Genomic DNA, 19,288 nt, shown 5'->3' with positions numbered 1-19,288 from the left:
ATTGAAAGATTGGAAAATCAAAAACCACACCTGATACCAAACGTTACTGACTTATTGGTGGGATAGGTAGCATAGTCAATACCCTGGTTTACCGAGCTGAGAGCGCCGGGCGCTGTCAGCGATCCATAGGCGTTAATTTCCGGATCATACCACGAATAACGGGTGATCGTGATCAGGTTTTGTCCACTCACATATACCTGTGCTTTCTTAAACCACTTCACATGCATTTTCTCCAGCGGAATGTTATAAGCCAGTTGTATGTTTTTAAACCGCAGGTAAGAACCGTCTTCTACAAAGCGCGTAGATACATTTCCCGCCAGCGTACGGGTGATCTTTGGATATTTGGTGTGGGTGTTTTCCGGCGTCCAGTGGTCAGTAGCTACATCATCCGGCAGGTTCAGACCCATCCCCAGATCCAGGGTGGCGGCTTTGTTCAGGTTAAAAATGTCGTTGCCCTTGGAGCCCTGGATAAAGACAGACAGTTCAAATCCCTTATAGCTGGTCACTGAATTGAAGCCGTAGGTAAAGTCAGGATTCGGATTGCCAATGTAGGTTTTATCGGCGGCGCTGATCTTCCCGTCTTTGTTAAGATCGGCGTATTGAAGATTACCTTTATCGGTATAACCTGTTTCTTCGTAGCCGTAGAAGATGCCAAACGGCTGGCCTTCCCGCAACAGGTTTACATAATCATTCAGTGAACCGGTATAGAATGTATTGCCGAAGATATCCTGTCCGTTGTACAATTTTACAATCTTGTTACGGTTAAAGGAGATATTGGCATTTACATTCCAGGTAACGGCCTTCTGCAAGATGTTTACATCGGCAGCAAATTCCATCCCTTTGTTTTCCATCTCGCCAACATTCTGGAAGGTCATGCGGTATCCCATAGAAGCGGGCAATTGCACAGTATTCAACAGGTTCTTTGTTCTTTTATGATAGAAATCTGCCGTAAAGTGTACCAGATCATGAAACAGCGATACGTCTGCACCAAAATCTGCCTGGTAGGTAGTTTCCCATTTCAGGTTGCCAGGCATCACCGTACCGGGAGCAAAAGAGGTATACAATGCATCCCCAAAAATAGTGTTGCCAGGCGTCAGCTGGTTCATGGTTTGATAGGGGCTGATCGCCGCACTACCGGTAGCACCGTAGCTGGCCCTCACTTTCAGGTCAGATATAACATTTGAATTTTTCAGGAAGGGCTCATCACCAGCTCTCCAGGCGATAGCGGCGGAGGGGAAATTGCTCCATTTATTACCCGATGAATAACGGGAAGACCCATCCCGGCGCACGCTCACGGTAAAGAGGTATTTGTCCATCACCGTGTAGTTCAACCTGGCCAGGTAAGAGAGCAGCACCCATTTTTCGTAGCTGCTGGCCGGAACACCGGGTGTGCCTGCGCTACCGAGAGAACCGGTTTGCGTTACATCGCTGAGAAAACCGATACCGGAGCCATTCATGGTGGTACGCACAAAATCCTGGTAAGTAAAACCGGCTATGGCATTGATGCTATGTATGCCGATCTTTTTGTTATAGGTCAATACGTTTTCATTGAGCAGGCTGGTCGATTGCGTTGTCTTAACCGTGGCCGATCCTACAGAGTTGGTAGAAGGTTCAATATTGGCATAGTAATCAGACCTGTCGTTGAGGTTATCGATTCCACCCGAGATGCGGAAAGACAGATCTGCCCAGGGCTTGATAGTCAGCGCTGCATTGGAAAATACACGGTCGCCTTTGAGGCGGTCGGAAATCTCGTTGAGCGGTATCATTGGATTGATGATCGCATTGGAGATAAAAGGATATGCTGTATTGAGCCGGCGGTAGCTGCCATTGGGCAGATAAGGCGTGAGTGTGGGCGGCGCCATGAGCATAGCAGAAATGAGGTCGCTACCCCGGTTACCGAGACTCGAATTCTGACTGCGTGTATCCATTCGCGTTAGTGTAGCATTGTAAGACACGCTGAAAATTTTACTGATGTCGTGATCTACGCTACCACGAACGGAATAGCGTTTATAGTCGCTGTTCCGCACAATACCGTCTTGCAGGAACATACCGGCAGAGAGAGAAAAACGGGTTCTGTCTGAGCCACCACTGACAGTGGCGCTGGTATTATAGATCGGCGCATTGTGCATGACGAGATCCTGCCAGTTGGTGCCTGGATGCAGACCGAACGTGTCGATCTGTCCTTTCGTAAAATAAGGCGCCAGGCCGTCGTTTGCCGCCTGTTCGTTATACAGTGTGGCATATTGTTGTGCATTCATCAGTTTCATTTTCCGGGAAACAGACTGAATGGTATAGCCGGCGGTTACTTCCACGTTGGTAGCTTCTTTTTTGCGCCCGGTTTTAGTGGTGATGATCACGATGCCATTGGCGCCACGGGAGCCATAGATCGCTGTGGAAGAAGCGTCTTTGAGGATCTCCATCGATGCGATATCGGAAGGCTGTAAGAAAGTGGGATTGCCATTATAAGGGAATCCGTCGATGACATATAGCGGATCGTTTCCCCCCATGATGGAGTTAATTCCACGGATGCGCACACTGATAGCGCTGCCGGGGGCCCCATTGTTCTGGATCACACGAACGCCCGGCGCGCGGCCACTGAGCGCCTGCATCACATTGGTATTAGGCTGCGCGGTAATATCGGCAGATTTTATTTGTGATACGGAGCCGGTGAGATCGCTCTTTTTGGCGGTGCCGTAGCCGATCACCACTACCTCAGTAGCGTTGTTAACGTCGGCCTCCAGGCGGATCTGTAGCGGTTGCTTTCCAGCGGCCGATACCTCCTGGGGCCTATAACCGATATAGGATATAACGAGAACGGCTGTACGGGGAGCAGTTAATTTAAAATAGCCATCGGTGTTAGTTTGCGTGCCGGTCTTGGTGCCTTTTACCACCACGGTGGCGCCGGGCAGCGGTTCTCCGGCGGCGCCCACTACACGCCCGCCTACCTCCTGCTGTTCCTGGGGTGGCGCGGCAGGTTGGTTGCTTCGTTTGATATCAGCCGGCTCTATGACAATGTTCTGTCCCACGATGCTCCAGGCGAGCGACTGTTGGCGGAGACACAGCTCCAGTACTTTTTCCAGGGGCGCCGATTTCACGTCAACGGTCACCCGGCTGGCATTGTCGAGCAGGCGATGATCGAAGAAAAAGACGTACCCGGTTTGCTTTTCAATAGCACGAAAAATTTTTTCAAGTGGCACATTCTTTTCAGTCAGGGATACATTCTGGGAATAGCCCCTGGCACTTACCTGTAAACAGGCGCATAGTAAGATGACGGCTGACAATTTCATAGCCAGAAACATTTTGGCGATACCGTTTGGTTGATGGACCGGTGGCCTGCAAATAGAATTAAATTGCATACTTTTGAATTGTTTGGGTAATAAAAGCCCTGTCCCGGTATAAAAACCAGGGAGAGAGAGCCGTGGAACGGTTTTCATGGGTTACCCAAACGCCTGCCGGGAGTGCTCCAACACTTCCGGTTTCTTTTTGAGCCCCGTGATGTTAATTACTCATTTTTCATAACGTTTGTTTTCATGGTATTACAATGATCTTCTTGTTTTCTATCCTAAAATGAACTTTACTTAACGCGAGTATTTTCAGTACATCTTCTATGCTGCTGTTGCGGGAAATTTTGCCGCCGAATTCGCGGTCAGGAATACCACCTTCGTAGGCGATGTCTACATCATACCAGCGGGAGATTTGACGTAATACACCCGGCAGTTTTTCATGATAAAACTGGAAGTACCCGTTTTTCCAGGCAATGATTTCATCCATATCTACCTGGTCGATAACAGCCAACTGCCCTTGCCGGTCCATCCGCAGCTGCTGACCCGGGTGTAGCATGGTTTGCTTACTGCCGGTATTCACTTTCACGGCGCCTTCCAGCAATGTGGTTTTAATGGTTGTTTCCTCCGTATAGGCCATTACGTTAAAGTGGGTGCCCAGCACTTGTATATCCATGTTGTTCACCTTTACATGGAAAGGTTTTTCCGGCATGGCGGCCACTTCAAAATAAGCTTCACCGGTGAGCTGTACAGTACGGTCGCCCCCCGTGAAGGCGGTTGGGTAACTCAGGCTGGACGCGGCATTGATCCAAACCCTGGTACCATCCGGTAAGTTAATGCGGAATTGCCCTCCACGTGGAATGGAAAGGGTATTGTATTGCTGGCTCCCGGAGGTATTGCTGCCATTGGTTTTATAAGCCAGCTGACCGCTACCTACCTGTACAATCTGTACATTGCCCTGCCGGGCAATCGCGCCGTTGCCGGTGCTGTCGAGCGTAATGGTACTGCCATCGGCCAGGGTGAGTATCGCCTTGTTACTGCCGGGCAGTACACCATGCGATGGCGTATAAACGGCTATTGGCTGTTGCGGGCTTCGAAAGTGGCGGAACATGGCTGCCATACCAACGATTACCAGCAAGACCGCAGCGGCGGCAGCCGCATATATCCAGCGGCGCCGGGTCACTGGTACGACGGTCGTTTCAGCAGGCCGGATGGCAGCATATATTTGTTCCATCCGCTCCGGGTCGGCATAACCATGCCGGGATTTATCCTGCAACAGGGCCAACAGGGCCTCCTGCCATTCCTCCTGTGCATGGCCTTCCCGCAGGGATTCCCAGAGTTGGAGGGTTTCTTCCTCACTCAGCTCCTCGTTGAGGTATCGTGTGATCAGGGTTGATAAAGGTGTTGATTCCATAGCCGGTATACGACGTTATATAGTAAAGACGCCCGGATAGAAAAGAAGGAGGTGCCGGTTGGAAAAAATTTTTTACCCGCCAACCACAGGTTGCAGTGCACAGTACAACAACAGCGGAACACCGGGATAATGTGCGAGGAATTTACGGAGAGAGGCTAACGCCTGTACAATATAACTCTTGATAGTAATGCGGGATACGCCCATGGCCTGCGCAATTTCTTCATGCCCTTTACCTTCAAAGCGGCTCATCCGGAAGGCTTTCTGTTGCTGGGGAGGCAAACGGCGGATAGCGCTATGGATGGCGCCCTCCAGCTCTTTGAACTCTGCCCTGGCTTCTGCCCCTGAATGAGCCACTTCCTGCTGATAGTCGAGCAGGTACCGCCGGTAAGCATCCTGGGAGGATAATTTACGTAAGCGGCTATAAAGCTGGTTGCGGGCCATCACAAAAAAATAAGATTCCAGCTTCTCTACCTGCACCAGTTGTGCACGTTTTTCCCAGAGCGTTACAAACACCTCCTGGGCAATATCTTCTGCTATATCAGGAGAACGGGAAAGCAGTAACGCGGAAGAATACACGGCATCCCAATGACGTACAAACAGTTCACGATACGCCGTGGCGTCGCCCTCAGCCAATCGCTTCAGTAGTTCATTTTCACTTGGTGGAATTGCTTGCATCGTTGGAATAGCCGGTTACCTCTGTTCTTCCCGGTGTTTCAAAAATAATAAAACTTATCTATTGTCCGATCATCATCAGATAGTCCACTCCCCTTTTAACTTCCTCATCAATAGCTGATCTGCTTCTTTGTCGTTTAAAAAATTCTCCATGGCAGGATCCCATTTCAGCGGGCGTTTCAGCTCATAGGCAATATTACCCAGCGCACAAACGGAAGAAGTCCGGTGCCCGGTTTCCGCATCTGCGACTACCGGCTTCGACCGGTCGCGCATGGCCGACAAAAAGTCGATGTAATGGTTATCACTGAAATGTACCCGTTGCTGCCCGTCGCCGATAACCGTATCCCGGAGCGCCAACGGATTCGCTTCCAGCTTACCGCGCTCAATAACAATATTTCCTTTGGTGCCGATGAATTCAATATTTTTCTTGCCGGTATCATGCTGCGTCATCACCACCCCATTCTGGTAAACATAAGTCAGGTAAGGATGTTCCTGGCCATCCGGCGGATAGATCTCTACCGGTCCTGAATGATCCATGTTCAGGCCCCACTGCGCGATGTCATACATATGCGCGCCCCAATCGGCCTGGAAACCGCCTCCAAGACCTTTGTAGTAACGCCATTCCGCCCACAGTGAAGCACTGGGATAAGGATTCAGTTTGTTATTATACGGTACATACTCGTTTGGACCCAGCCACATTTCCCAATTGAGATCAGCCGGCAACGTTTCCGCTGGCAGGTCAAATGGCCGTGGCCCATCCCCCACGCTGATTTTGATCTCCTTAATATCACCGATATAACCATTACGCACCAGCTCAACTCCCTGCCGGAACTCACGCGCGGAGCGCTGCATACTACCGGTCTGGAATACACGTTTATATTTTTTTGCTGCATCGGCCATTGCCCGGCTTTCTTTCACCGACAGCGCCAGCGGCTTCTCACAATAAATATCCTTGCCCGCGGCAGCTGCCTGCACCGCCATCACGGCGTGCCAGTGGTCGGGGGTGGCAATCACTACCCCATCGATATCTTTCCGCTGTAAGATCTCCCTGAAATCACCATACCCTTTACAGGCCTTACCCCGCTTCTCGCCCAACGCTTTAATGAATTCATCTACCTTGCGCTGATATACGTCCGCTACCGCCAATATCTCCACCTGGTCTGTTGCCTTAAAGCGGTCGCGTAACCCTATTGCCTGGTGACCGGCGCCAATAAAACCAATGTTGATCCTGTCGCTCGGCGCCAGGAATCCTTTTCCGCCCAATACATGCCTTGGCAGGATAAAAAAGGTGGACAATGCAGCGGCGTTCTGCAAAAACTTTCTTCTGGATGTTATTTTTTTGCTCATTGGCTAAATAAGGTTTTAACGAAAAAGAGGAGGAAACAAATTTGGCACTTAAACTAATACATTAAAAATCGATATGCAATAGTTTGTTGCCTCCATCTCCCTCGTAAAAGACGCACATTTTCTCTGCGCTCTTCATAATTTTACGAAATAACGTAAAAAACAAATTCATCAAAACACCAACAATTAATTGATTATCAACAACATATAAACAGGCACCTGAATTGCCTCAACGGGAGCAAATTTTTAAAATGAAACCATCTACCCACTTATTGTCTCCCGACAACCATGCACTTATCCTGATCGATTTTGAAGGCCAAATGGGCTTTGCTACCAAAAGTATTGCTTTGAGTGAGCTAAGAACCAATACGGCCATCATTGCCGGTGCATCCAGGATATTTAATGTTGCCACCGTGGTGACCACTGTAGCAGAACAATCTTTCTCCGGTCCGGTATTTCCGGAAATTGAAGCATTCTACCCACAGGCTACTTCCGGCTATATCGACCGCACTTCCATGAATACCTGGGAAGATGAAGCCGCTTACAAAGCCATTGTCGGAAAAGGAAAAAAGAAACTGGTAATGGCAGGACTGTGGACAGGCGTTTGCATTGTAGGCCCGGCTTTATCTGCACTCGATGAAGGCTACGATGTATATGTTATTACCGACGCCTGTGGCGATGTAAGCACCGAAGCCCATGAACGCGCCGTTCAGAGAATGGTACATGCCGGCGTGAAACCGATGACTTCCATTCAATACCTGCTGGAACTGCAACGCGACTGGGCCCGCCAGGAAACTTATCAACCGGTTACTGATCTCATGAAAAAATATGGCGGTGCTTATGGTATTGGTATCCATTACGCCCACAATATGCTGAAACACTAACTATCCGTTAAAACCTTTTCCAATTGCCTGCAAACAGCCGCTCCCGTCTCGTTCGTATAACCGTACTTGTTATAGTTTGTCTTTCACCTGTTATCCGGACAGCAGGACAAAGTTTTAAACTAATGCGCTTTGACGAAGACAATTCCTTCCTCAAAGACTCCACCGGTAATTTCTACCGGAAAATAAAATACCATCGCTTATCCAAAGATGGCAGCGCCTACGTTTCATTCGGGGGAGCTGCCAGGATGGAGTATGTCGCCTTTAACAACGAAGACTGGGGCCGGCTGGGCATTGGGCATAATCGCTTTCTCCTGCAACGTTATGACCTTCACGCAGACCTCCACCTGCATGAGCGGTTCAGGATTTTTGCACAAATCAGGAGCGCCTGGGAAACCGGGAGAAAAAATGGCCCCCGCCCTATTGATGAAGACCATTTGAACATCCAAAATTTATTCGTTGACGCCACACTCATTAAAAGAAAAGATCAGCAGCTCGTGCTCCGCGCCGGCAGGCAGGAACTCGACTATGGAAGCGGCAGGCTCATTTCCGTCAGAGAAGGGCCTAACCTCCGGCTGTATTTCGATGGAGCCAAACTAATGTATTCCACTTCCCACTGGAGTATCGACGGATTTGCCATGATGGCGGATACCATCAACACCGGCGCTTTTGATAATACATCCAGCAAAGCAATAAATCTCTGGGGATTATACAGTAAGATCATTATTCCCGCCTTCCCCAATATTGACCTGTATTACATCGGTATTAAGCGTGACCAGTCCTTGTTCGAAGAAGGCCTTCACCGCGAGCTGCGGCATACCATGGGCACCAGGATATGGCGTTACGGTGGCGGATTTATTTACAACCTCGAAGCCGCCTGGCAATTCGGCTCCTTTGGAAATGGAGCTATCAACGCCTGGACCACCTCCGTCGAAGCAGGCTACCTGTTTGAGAACATTCCCGGAAAACCGGCTATCAGCCTGCGTAATGACTATATTTCAGGTGACCGGCGTAAAGGAGATGGAAACCTCCAGTCTTTCAACCCCCTTTATCCCAAAGGTGGCTATTTCGGATTCAGCCCACAAATCGGCCCGGTAAACCTCATAGATCTGCACCCGTACGTTACTGTCAACATCAGCGAAAAGATAGTCGCGCAGGCGGATGTAGTGCTCAATTGGCGATACTCTCTCCAGGATGGCATCTACAGACCCAGCGGCGGATTCAATCTTCCTGGCGCCACCTCCGCGGAAAGGCATATCGGCACTGCTTATCTCGCCAGCGTTGTATACAACGTGAACAAATTTATCGCATTCAACTCCGGCATTCAATATTTCCAGCCGGGCGCCTTTATCCGGGATATGACACCTGCGCCAAAGGATGGCCTGTTCATCAACACCCGGCTCAGTTTCAAATTTTAGCTTATAAAAACGATAAACCATGAACAACACATTTATTACCCGCCATCGCAAAGCACTCATCACGTTTATGAGTGCCTCCTTTCTCCTGCTGCAGGCTGTTTCGTTGATGGCTCAGCATACAGCTGATGCTGTTAAAACTACTCCTGTAGGCACCACAAAAGTATGGGGCAAAGTGGAAGGGATATCCATCATAGGCTTGGTACAAGGCCCTGGCGCCGCTGTTGCCCCCCTGCAGGTGGCCTGCGTATTTGAATATACGGAGGGAGATATCTTCAATCCACCGGCTTTACCGGCTGCGCTCAACGGGATGGTTCATCTCGACCAGGCATTAAAAGGACAGATCACCGAATTGAGAAAAAGTGGAAAATTCGAAGGCCATTACCTGGAAACATTGCTGATCACGCCTCCTAAAGGCGCCCTGAAAGCTCCCAGGCTGCTGCTGATTGGCCTGGGTAACCGCCATCAGTTCAATGCCGACATGATGATCAATGTGGGCGCAGTGGCGCTTCGGGAAGCCAGCCATATGGGTGTCACCAGCTTTGCCTTTGCCAGTGATATCAAAGACGCCGGCATCGACTCCCCTACTGCATTGGTAGCGGGCAATGTCACCAAAGGCATCATCAACGCCTGTCGCACCCAACGCTACCTGCAACAACATCACCTTGCCCCTGCAAAACCGGTCATAAAAGCCACCCTGCTGGCCGGACCCGCTTTTTTTGAAATTGCCGGAGAAGGCATCCAGGCGGCCATTACATCCTTCCACCAATCAACACCCACTCATGAATAAAGCAGCTGCCATCGTTTTATACAATGGAAAAATACATACCGTAGATCCATCTCAACCACGGGCTACCGCTGTTGCCATCAGCGATGGTCAATTTGTTGCCGTAGGCGATGATAAAACCATTCTTCAGCAATACGGCGTAGACGGAACCGTACAAATAGACCTTAAAGGGAAACGTGTCATTCCGGGATTAAACGACTCTCATATCCACCTCATTCGCGGTGGCCTCAACTATAACCTGGAGCTCCGGTGGGATGGCGTTCCTTCCCTCGCCGACGCGTTGGCCATGTTGAAAAAACAGGTAGCCATCACTCCTTCTCCGCAGTGGGTAAGGGTAGTAGGTGGATGGACAGAGCACCAGTTTGCAGAAAAAAGAATGCCCACGCTGGAAGAAATCAACGCGATCGCACCGGATACACCCGTTTTCATCATGCACCTATACGACCGCGCCTTCCTGAACCGTGCAGCCCTGCGGGCGGTGGGCTTTACCAAAGATACCCCTGCCCCTCCGGGTGGCGTGATTGAAAAAAACAGTCACGGCGAACCGACCGGATTGATGCTGGCCAGTCCCAATGCGATGATCCTCTACTCCACCCTGGCAAAAGGACCGAAACTATCTTTCGAACACCAGGTCAACTCCACCCGTCACTTTATGACGGAACTGAACAGGTTTGGCATCACCAGCGTAATTGATGCCGGTGGCGGGTTTCAGAACTACCCCGATGACTACCAGGTGATCAGTGAGCTTCATCAAAAACAACAACTCACGGTACGTATTGCCTATAATCTCTTTACACAACGGCCTAAGCAAGAACTGGAAGATTTCCGTAATTGGACCAGCACCGTAACACTCCACCAGGGAGATAACATGTACCGGCACAATGGCGCCGGTGAAATGCTGGTGTTCTCCGCGGCCGATTTTGAGGACTTCCTGCAACCGCGGCCCGATCTGCCGGAAACCATGGAAGCAGACCTGGAAAAAGTAGTGCGCCACCTGGTGGAAAACCGCTGGCCCTTCCGCCTGCACGCCACTTACAACGAAAGCATCACCCGCTTTCTGAATGTCTTCGAAAAAGTGAACAGGGATATTCCCTTCAACGGACTTCACTGGATATTTGATCACGCGGAAACCATCGATGAAAAGAACATAGACCGGGTAAAAGCGCTGGGCGGCGGTATTGCTGTGCAAAGCAGGATGGCCTTCCAGGGAGAGTACTTTACCGACCGGTATGGAAAAGCTGCCGCCGCACACACGCCGCCGGTAAAGCGGATGCTACAGGCGGGCGTGCCGGTGGGCGCAGGGACAGATGCCACCCGCGTAAGTAGCTACAATCCATGGGTGGCGCTATACTGGCTATCTGCCGGCAAAACGGTGGGTGGCCAGCAGCTGTACGATGATACCACTAAACTAAGCCGGGAAACAGCCCTTGAATTATACACCCGGGGAAGTGCGTGGTTTTCCGGGGAGCAGGATAGCAAAGGTTGTATTAAAGCGGGGCAGCTCGCGGACCTGGCCGTACTCGATGCCGACTTTTTTGACGTACCGGAAGAAGCTATCAAATACATTGAATCAGTATTGACCATCGTAGGTGGGAAAATTGTATTCAGCAGTGGCGAGTTTTCCCGTTTCTCTCCTGCTCCTATTCCAGTGCTGCCCGACTGGTCGCCGGTGAAACAGTTCGGCGGCTATTATGTCGGTGCGAAAAGCAAGGCTGTACCCGTAACAGCTGCTGTTACGGGCCAGGTACATTGTTGCGCCGGCAGCTGCAACGTTCATGGACATGAGCACAATACAGCGAGACTAAGCAATATTCCTGTTAATAATTACAGTGCATTCTGGGGCGTATTTGGTTGTTCCTGTTTTGCTTTCTAAACTATCTTTTATGAACGAAATCATCCGCCATATACTGTTGTCAGATGCCGGCAATACCGTCAACAATTATGCTTTGCTAGCCTTCCGGGTGTTGCTGGCCTTTGAGTTGTTCCGGGTACATGGTATGAAAAAATTCCGCCTGGAAAATGGCCAGCGGGAACATGTTCCCAATCCACTGCACCTGCCGGAGCAGCTGAACGGGCTGGTAGCCACCTTTTCTGACACCGTCGTTCCGTTCCTGGTGGCCCTGGGACTGTTTACCCGGCTCGCCATCCTGCCTACCATCGGTGTAACGGCTATCGGCTATTTTATTGTACACCGGAACGACAATCTTGAAGTGCGGGATGTACCCTATATGTACACCCTGTCACTTTTACTGCTGCTGGTGCTGGGACCCGGCCGCTATTCTATCGACGTACAACTTTTATATCACCTTTTCTAAATTTTCAACATGCAAGTCAACATTGGCATTAAACAAGCACATCTCGCAGCCGTATCTCATTCACTCGGCAAAATAATGGCAGATGAATTTATTTTGTACACCAAAACACGTAAAGCACATTGGTGTGTAACGGGGCCCGACTTTCATAGCAAGCACCTGTTTTTTGAAAGCCAGTACCAGCAACTGGAAGAGATCATCGATGATATGGCAGAACGGATCCGCACCCTGGGCCACTTTCCACCAGCTACGTTAAAAGAATTCCTGTCGCTTACCCATCTCTCAGAAATGAGCCGCGAAAAAAATGATAGTACCGGGTTTATCAAAGACTTGCTGCACGACCATGAAAGCATCCTGATACACCTGCGGGAAAATATTAATGATTATGCGACCGCCTTTCATGATGCAGGGAGCAGCGATTATATCACAGGGCTGATGGAAACGCACGAAAAAATGGCGTGGATGCTCAGAGCACACCTGGAATAAAATACACATATAAACAGATCCCCGGCATGACAGAACAAAAACATAGTATCAACTGGGTTACCTTCCTGCTGGCGTGGGTGGCGGGATATTGCGATACCGCCACCTTTGTATCCGGCGATTCCATTTTTTCCGCCCATGTTACCGGCAACTTCATTGTGTTTGCCGCACAGGTATCATCTGGGAATACCAGTGCTGCCGCATGGATAAAGCTGATCACTTTCCCGGTATTTGTTATCGCTGTGATGGTAGGCGGCTGGCTGGCAGAAAAATCTCCTAAAAAATACCGGATTTTGCTGGTAGAAGGCCTAATTTTGCTGGTTTGCGGATTAGCAGCGTTCCTGCTGCCTCTTTTAACCACCTGGGAAGACAAGCTGGTGACATACGTCATCGTAATGGCAACAGTGCTGGGAATGGGCTTGCAGAATGCATTCGGAAAACTTTTTGCCAAAGAAACACATGGCCCTACCACCATGATGACCGGCAATGTTACACAGGCTGCGCTGGACCTGGGAAATATCATCCGGAAAGGCATTTCTGGGAATGAGTCCTTGTCAGGCCTGCAGAAGCAGACTGTCACCATTGGCGGTTTCCTGGCTGGTTGTATCATTGGCGCCCTGCTCTCCCGTTGGGTGGGATTAAGCGCGATGATGTTACCCGGAGTGGCCATCATAGTATGCTACCTGCAGGGACAAAAATCGGAAGGATAAACCTATGCTACAATTCATGATCGACTCCCGGTGGAAGGTATTATTCATATGCCTGCTAATGCCAGCATATGCTTACGCCCAGTCGGATACAGACGTTAAAAAAGCGAATGAACTGCTCCGCAATAGCCAGGCGGATACCGCCACTATTGCCCGGATGTTGCGCGTAGGCGAAGCATTCCTTGATAAACCTGAATCCAGGGAAGAAGACATGAACATGGGCTTTCGCATGGCAGATCAAATGGAAGCCAGGAGCCGGCAAATTAATTACACCAGAGGTCTTGGCCTGAGCAAATTGCTGCGGGCCAAGGCCTTCCGTGAATCAGGACGTGCTGACCAGGGAAGAGCGAGCAGTAAAGAAGCCGTGCTGTTACTCACCCAATATGGCACAATAAGAGAAAAAGCAGAGGCCATCATTGAACTGGGCGGCACTTACTCCAATAATAGCAATGATCTACCCCGTAAAATTGAACTGTATCAACAGGGTGCCGACATCTACCTGGAAAATGGGGATGATTTGTCGGCCGCCAAGCTAAAAGAATTCATCGGAGACCTGATGCAGGTAAACGGAGATTATGTCCATGCACAGGAAGTGCTCGAAGAAGCCCTGGCCATCTATAAAAAGAAAGGATATCCAAGATTACAGGGCCTGTATTCTATTTTGGGAGAAGTATACCATGGGTCCAACAACTTTGTTCAGTCTCTCCGTTATAACCTGCTGGCTGTAGAAACTGCGGAAAAGCTAGACGAACAGGGTCCCCTGATGTCTACCATCTACAACCGGGTGGGATTGAACTACTACAGCGTGCATTACTATGACCAGGCACTCGATTATTTCAACAAGGCGCTGGCCCATGCAAAAAGCCTTCATGATACAGGCACTGTTAAAGCGATGCTGTTAAACATATCCGACGCATTGCGGCTTCGGGGCGCGTACAGCCGTAGCCTGGATACGCTACGTATTGCCGAAAGCCTGGGCGCAATCTCAGGGGAAATGGAAACGGTACAAGCGGAAATAAGTTACCTGAAAGACTATCTCGCATTGCATGCGTTCCAAAAAGCCGCCCCTCATTACGAAAAACTGAAAGCTATTCTTGAAAAAGGAATTATCAACAGGGGGATTGTTCAGGCAGTGCGCCTGGCGATAGCGTTTTATCTGCAGGAAGTGGGCCGCTTCCAAGATGCCGCCCAATACCTCGCAGCGTATCAGCAAGATATGAAAGAAGTACCTGCAGGGCTGGTACGACAGGCAGAAGCAGCCTATCTGGCTTTCCGCACTGACTCTGCACTGGGCAACCTTTCCGCTGCCCTCTCCCACTTTCAGCGTTATAAACAACTGTCCGACTCCGTTACCAGCACCAACCAAAGCAAACAGCTCGACGTGCTCCGGTTGCAATTTGAAACAGAAAGAAAAGATAAAGACATTCAGCTGCTGACCCAGAAAAGTGTCTTGCAGGAAGTATCCTTACAAAAAGAGAAGGTATTCCGTAATGTGATCATGGGAAGTATTTGTATGCTGCTACTCATCCTGGCCCTGTTGTACAACCGATACCGGCTGAAGAAGAAAACCACCTTCCGGCTGGAAAAACAGCAGGAAGCCATCAATACACAAAACGAACTGCTACAAAAACTGGTAAATGAAAAAGAATGGCTGTTGAAAGAAATACATCACCGCGTAAAAAATAATCTCCAGATCATCATCAGCCTGTTAAATACCCAGTCCCTGTACCTCGACAACGCCGATGCCATTGCCGCCATCAAGAACAGCCAGCATCGCATGTATGCCATGTCGCTGATCCATCAGCGGTTGTATCACACCGACAACCTCGGCGCCATCGATATGAACTGGTATATCCGGGAACTGGCCGGCTTTATGCAGGAAAGCTTCGATAACGGCTCCAGGATATCTTTCTCCATCAACAGCGATGTGATGTTGCTGGACGTAGTACAGGCCGTTCCACTCGGATTGATTCTGAATGAAGCCGTCAGCAATGCCTTCAAATATGCATTTCCCGGCAACCAGAAAGGCGCAGTGACGATCACCTGCCAAAAAGATGACGCGCAATGTTGCTCGCTTATCATCTCGGATAATGGTGTTGGGCTACCTGCGCACTTTGTTCCGGAAGAATCACGCTCGTTGGGCATGAGCCTCATGAAAGGGCTGGCAGAACAACTGGAAGGTACATTCAACATCAAAAGCGACCCGGCAGGCGTTTCTATACAGGTGCTGTTTTTAGCAAGATCCATCAACCAGGTAAACTAAAAGTATGGCTGACAAAGAAAAAATACTGATCGTAGAGGATGAGTTCATCGTAGGCAACGACCTGAGAATGATGCTGATAAAAGGCGGCTACGATGTATGCGGCATCGCCGCTTCCGTAGAACAAGCCCGGGTGCTTATTGCAGAAAAAAAGCCCGATTGGGTACTGCTCGACATCATCCTGAAAACGCCTACCAACGGCATTGAACTGGCCAAAGAATTATTGCAGCTGCATATCCCCTTCCTGTACATTTCTGCCAATACTAACCAACAGACACTGGAAGCCGCCAAGGCCACCCAGCCCTATGGTTTTTTGGTGAAACCATTCCGTGAGCGGGACCTTTTCGTCATGCTCGATATTGCCCGCTATCGCCATGGGGTTGAAACCGGCATGATCAGGAAAACGCCTCCTGCGCCAGTGGAAACGATGTTTGATCCGGACATCATCGGCAACAGCCATGCCATGAAAAAAGTGCAGGACCAGGCAAGGATAGTGGCTACCACCAATACCTCTGTATTGCTGCTCGGCGAAAGCGGTACTGGCAAAGAACGTTTCGCCCGCGCCATTCATAAAAATTCACTCCGGAAAAATAAACCGTTTATCACCGTCAACTGTGCAGCGCTACCCGTTACCTTGTTGGAATCGGAACTGTTTGGTCATGAAAAAGGTGCATTTACAGGAGCCGCTCAAAAACGTACCGGTAAATTTGAGCAAGCACATGGCGGCACCCTCTTCCTGGATGAAATCGGGGAACTTCCGCTGGATGCACAAGTAAAGCTGCTCCGCACCCTCCAGGAGAGAGAGATAGAAAGGCTGGGCGGCGGTCCGCTAATTAAGGTCGACGTACGCGTGATTGCAGCCACCAACAGGAACCTGGAAAAAGAAGTAGCAGAAGGAAAATTCCGGCTGGATCTATACTACCGGCTCAATGTATTTCCCATTGCCTTACCGCCGTTACGCGAACATAAAGAAGACATTCATCCGCTGGCGCTTTACTTCCTTAAAAAATTTTCAGACAGAGCCGGCAAAAAAATGCCCGGTGTCAGCGAGGCGGCCTGGCAAACGCTCCGGCAATACGACTGGCCCGGCAATATCAGGGAGCTCGAACACGTGTTAGAGCGACAGTTTATCCTGACAGCCGAAGAACAAATTGATGTGATAGATATCCCGGCTATACAAATACCACTCCTGCAAACAGCAGAAAAGCTGGAAACAATGGAAGAAATGGAAAGAGCCCATATTATGAAAGTCCTGAAAGCCTGTAATGGCCGGGTGTCGGGGAGTATGGGCGCCGCAGATATTCTCAATATATCTGCACAAACACTGTATTCAAAAATGAAAAAACTGGGTATAAAAACTACCTATAAATAGTCCACTGCATGGAAAAGGAAACAGCGAGAATAGAGGGATTCAGCGATGGCGTATTTGCGATCGCCATTACCCTGCTGGTGTTAGAACTTCGCATTCCTGCTGCCGAAGCCAACAATAGCCGGCAGGCGCTGATAAACAGCCTGTTGGCACAGTGGCCTTCTTTTCTCGCATTCAGCCTTTCCTTCTTCAGTATTTTCATTATGTGGGTCAACCATCACAAAATGTTTAAACAGATCTACCGGCGCAACAGTACGCTGATGTTTGCCAATGGACTCATCCTGTTTCTGGCCACTTGTATCTCCTATCCTACTGCGTTGCTGGCAAGATATTATAGCACGCCGTCAGTAACAGTGGCGGTAGCTGTTTACACCGGCTTGTTTGTGTTGATTAACCTCGCTTTTAACTTGTTATGGGGCATTGCCAGCCGGAACCGAACATTGCTGCGACCGGAAATCAGTACTGCAGCTATCAAAAAAATCAGGAGAAATTATCAGTATGGTATCCCGGTACATTTATCAGCATTTCTGCTTTCCTTTTGCTGGCCTGGCGGCGCTTTAATATTATGCGCGGGGCTTTGGACATATTGGGCGTTCACTTCCCGCAGGCTGGATCTGTCAACCAGCCTCGCTAACCGGCCTTAGTCGTGCTCTTTCCCGGTATCGATAAAATGTTCTTTCCTGATACCCAGCTTCTGCATTTTTGAGATAAGGGTGGTAGAAGGTAGCTGCAATTTGGCGGCGGCACCATTGGGTCCGGATATCTTTCCTTTCGACAACTTCACCATTTTCAGGATGTGTTCCCGCTCTACGTCGGCCAATGAACGTACCTGCGTTTCAGGGTGCTGTGAGGCAAACAGTATTTTATTCCTGGTAGGCAGGCTCACTTCTGTAATAGCACCGGCAGCAGTAAGCAGCACCGTTCTTTCGATCAAATGCTCCAATTCCCGGATATTCCCCGGCCAGGAATAAGCCTTCAATTTTTCCAGTGCTTTTGGGGCAATGCCTGTTACCTTTCTACCACTGCCGACCGCATATTTTTCGATAAAAAAGGAAACCAGTTCAGGTATGTCTTCTCTGCGTTCCCGCAAGGGTGGTAAGGAGATCGGGAACACGCAGAGGCGATAGTATAGATCACTCCGGAAACGGCCAGCCACAATTTCTGCTTCCAGGTTTTTGTTGGTAGCGGCGATGATGCGCACATTGACTTTTATCACCGATTTTCCACCAATTCTTTCAATCTCTTTTTCCTGCAAAGCTCTCAACAATTTCGCCTGCATTTCCAGCGGCAGCTCCCCTATCTCATCCAGGAAAAGCGTACTGTTATTGGCCAGTTCAAACTTGCCGATCCTCTTCTCCAGGGCTCCCGTGTAACTCCCCTTCTCATGGCCAAACAATTCGCTTTCCAACAAGTTGGCCGGAATAGCAGCGCAGTTTACTTTGATCATGAGTTTGTCGTGCCGCGGAGAGGCCTCATGTACCTGGTGTGCAATCAGTTCCTTCCCTGTCCCTGTTTCTCCCAGGATTAATACCGTAGCATCCGAAGGCGCCACCTTTGAAACGAGATCGTATATTTTTCCCATAGCGGCAGACTTACCAATAGCTTTGCCGGTGAGCTGTTTATCTTTCCTTCGTTCTTCTTTCAGATAGCTGTTCTCCTGCTCCAGCTGGGTTTTGTACTTCCGGATTTCTTCCAGTTGTAATTCAACTGTTTCATTGGCAAGTATGTTAGATATTCCCGTCCCCAATTGATCCGCAATACCTTTAAAAAAACTGAACCGGCTTTGCAGGAAAACACCCGTTTTCAACGCATACAGGTACAGTACCCCTTTGGGTTCTTTCCCATTACAAATCCTAACCAGCATCATTTCTTTCACGCCGGCGTTGTACCAGTGTATGATATAGGTGGGAACTCCTTTCCGGCGCACCAGGCTTTGCATATTGAATACTACCGGCTCTTCCTCCTCAATGGCCTTGTCAAATATCCCGTCATGAATGGGATGTAGCTGAAGCATCACCGGGCTTTCGCCGGTAACAGTCTTTATTTTATTTTTCGGGCTATATAGAAATGGCGAGTGAGTGATGGCATCTTCGTTGATCAGGCAAAGCGTATAATAACTGGCGCCAATATTTTCCAGCAATTGCTCATTGACAATTTCCCAAAGATCGGAGCGGTGCCTGGCAGCGGCAACTGCTTTGGAAAAACAAAGGAGGGTTTCAAATTCATCGTTTTTAGCATGGGTATCTGTGTTCATTCTACAATAATACAAAAGCTTTCATAAAATTACGATATATCGTAAGAAGGCACTTTCGTCAAATTCTCATTAAAAATTGATATCCAATAAGTTGCATTCAGGTATATGG

15 protein-coding genes are annotated in these 19,288 nt (G+C 49.3%); 10 read left to right on the top strand and 5 right to left on the bottom strand.

Annotated features, from left to right (window positions below; translation table 11 throughout):
• Positions 1 to 17 precede the first annotated feature (17 nt).
• From FHW36_RS25475 to FHW36_RS25460, 4 genes are all read right to left on the bottom strand, one after another.
• The gene (locus FHW36_RS25475) at positions 18 to 3,287 is read right to left on the bottom strand and encodes a TonB-dependent receptor (protein ID WP_145673360.1); all 3,270 of its coding nucleotides are present in this window, start codon (positions 3,285 to 3,287) and stop codon (positions 18 to 20) included.
• 241 nt (positions 3,288 to 3,528) lie between these two features.
• A complete protein-coding gene (locus tag FHW36_RS25470) occupies positions 3,529 to 4,695 on the bottom strand; it encodes a FecR family protein (protein ID WP_145673358.1) in 1,167 nt (388 codons plus the stop codon).
• A gap of 72 nt (positions 4,696 to 4,767) precedes the next feature.
• Entirely contained in the window at positions 4,768 to 5,370 is a 603-nt protein-coding gene (locus FHW36_RS25465) for an RNA polymerase sigma factor (protein ID WP_145673356.1), read from the bottom strand.
• Between the two features lie 75 nt (positions 5,371 to 5,445).
• The gene (locus FHW36_RS25460; RefSeq protein WP_145673354.1) at positions 5,446 to 6,714 is read right to left on the bottom strand and encodes a Gfo/Idh/MocA family protein; all 1,269 of its coding nucleotides are present in this window, start codon (positions 6,712 to 6,714) and stop codon (positions 5,446 to 5,448) included.
• Positions 6,715 to 6,962: 248 nt separating this feature from the next.
• Here FHW36_RS25460 and FHW36_RS25455 point away from each other — a divergent pair, with 248 nt between their 5' ends.
• From FHW36_RS25455 to FHW36_RS25410, 10 genes are all read left to right on the top strand, one after another.
• The gene (locus FHW36_RS25455) at positions 6,963 to 7,595 is read left to right on the top strand and encodes a hydrolase (RefSeq protein WP_145673353.1); all 633 of its coding nucleotides are present in this window, start codon (positions 6,963 to 6,965) and stop codon (positions 7,593 to 7,595) included.
• A 122-nt stretch (positions 7,596 to 7,717) separates the two neighbouring features.
• Positions 7,718 to 9,010 carry an alginate export family protein gene (locus FHW36_RS25450; protein WP_145673351.1) on the top strand — a complete coding sequence of 431 codons (1,293 nt, stop codon included), beginning with the start codon at positions 7,718 to 7,720 and terminating at the stop codon, positions 9,008 to 9,010.
• A gap of 19 nt (positions 9,011 to 9,029) precedes the next feature.
• Positions 9,030 to 9,797, top strand: a complete 768-nt coding sequence (locus FHW36_RS25445) for a M17 family peptidase N-terminal domain-containing protein (protein WP_222429183.1) — start codon at positions 9,030 to 9,032, stop codon at positions 9,795 to 9,797.
• Positions 9,790 to 11,667 (top strand): amidohydrolase, encoded by a 1,878-nt coding sequence (locus FHW36_RS25440; RefSeq protein ID WP_145673350.1) that lies wholly within the window; start codon positions 9,790 to 9,792, stop codon positions 11,665 to 11,667. Before FHW36_RS25445 ends, FHW36_RS25440 begins: the two co-directional genes overlap by 8 nt.
• A 10-nt stretch (positions 11,668 to 11,677) precedes the next feature.
• On the top strand, positions 11,678 to 12,109 hold the full coding sequence (locus FHW36_RS25435; RefSeq protein ID WP_145673348.1) for a DoxX family protein: 432 nt from the start codon (positions 11,678 to 11,680) through the stop codon (positions 12,107 to 12,109).
• Positions 12,110 to 12,118: 9 nt separating this feature from the next.
• On the top strand, positions 12,119 to 12,592 hold the full coding sequence (locus FHW36_RS25430) for a Dps family protein (protein WP_145673346.1): 474 nt from the start codon (positions 12,119 to 12,121) through the stop codon (positions 12,590 to 12,592).
• Positions 12,593 to 12,618: 26 nt separating this feature from the next.
• A complete protein-coding gene (locus tag FHW36_RS25425) occupies positions 12,619 to 13,299 on the top strand; it encodes a YoaK family protein (protein ID WP_145673344.1) in 681 nt (226 codons plus the stop codon).
• A 4-nt stretch (positions 13,300 to 13,303) separates the two neighbouring features.
• Positions 13,304 to 15,559, top strand: coding sequence for a tetratricopeptide repeat-containing sensor histidine kinase (locus FHW36_RS25420; RefSeq protein WP_145673342.1), 2,256 nt, complete (start codon positions 13,304 to 13,306; stop codon positions 15,557 to 15,559).
• A 4-nt stretch (positions 15,560 to 15,563) separates the two neighbouring features.
• Positions 15,564 to 16,928 carry a sigma-54-dependent transcriptional regulator gene (locus tag FHW36_RS25415; protein WP_145673340.1) on the top strand — a complete coding sequence of 455 codons (1,365 nt, stop codon included), beginning with the start codon at positions 15,564 to 15,566 and terminating at the stop codon, positions 16,926 to 16,928.
• Between the two features lie 8 nt (positions 16,929 to 16,936).
• Entirely contained in the window at positions 16,937 to 17,569 is a 633-nt protein-coding gene (locus FHW36_RS25410) for a TMEM175 family protein (protein ID WP_145673338.1), read from the top strand.
• On the opposite strand, the gene FHW36_RS25405 is transcribed toward FHW36_RS25410, so the two are convergent.
• On the bottom strand, positions 17,566 to 19,179 hold the full coding sequence (locus tag FHW36_RS25405; protein ID WP_145673336.1) for a sigma-54-dependent Fis family transcriptional regulator: 1,614 nt from the start codon (positions 19,177 to 19,179) through the stop codon (positions 17,566 to 17,568). The two genes, FHW36_RS25410 and FHW36_RS25405, sit on opposite strands and share 4 nt — an antisense overlap.
• Between the last annotated feature and the right edge of the window lie 109 nt (positions 19,180 to 19,288).

This window comes from Chitinophaga polysaccharea, from assembly GCF_007829335.1.
Classification (GTDB): Bacteria; Bacteroidota; Bacteroidia; order Chitinophagales; family Chitinophagaceae; genus Chitinophaga; species Chitinophaga polysaccharea_B.
The sequence above is the reverse complement of the archived record's forward strand: the minus strand, read 5'-3'. Positions and strand labels throughout refer to the sequence as shown.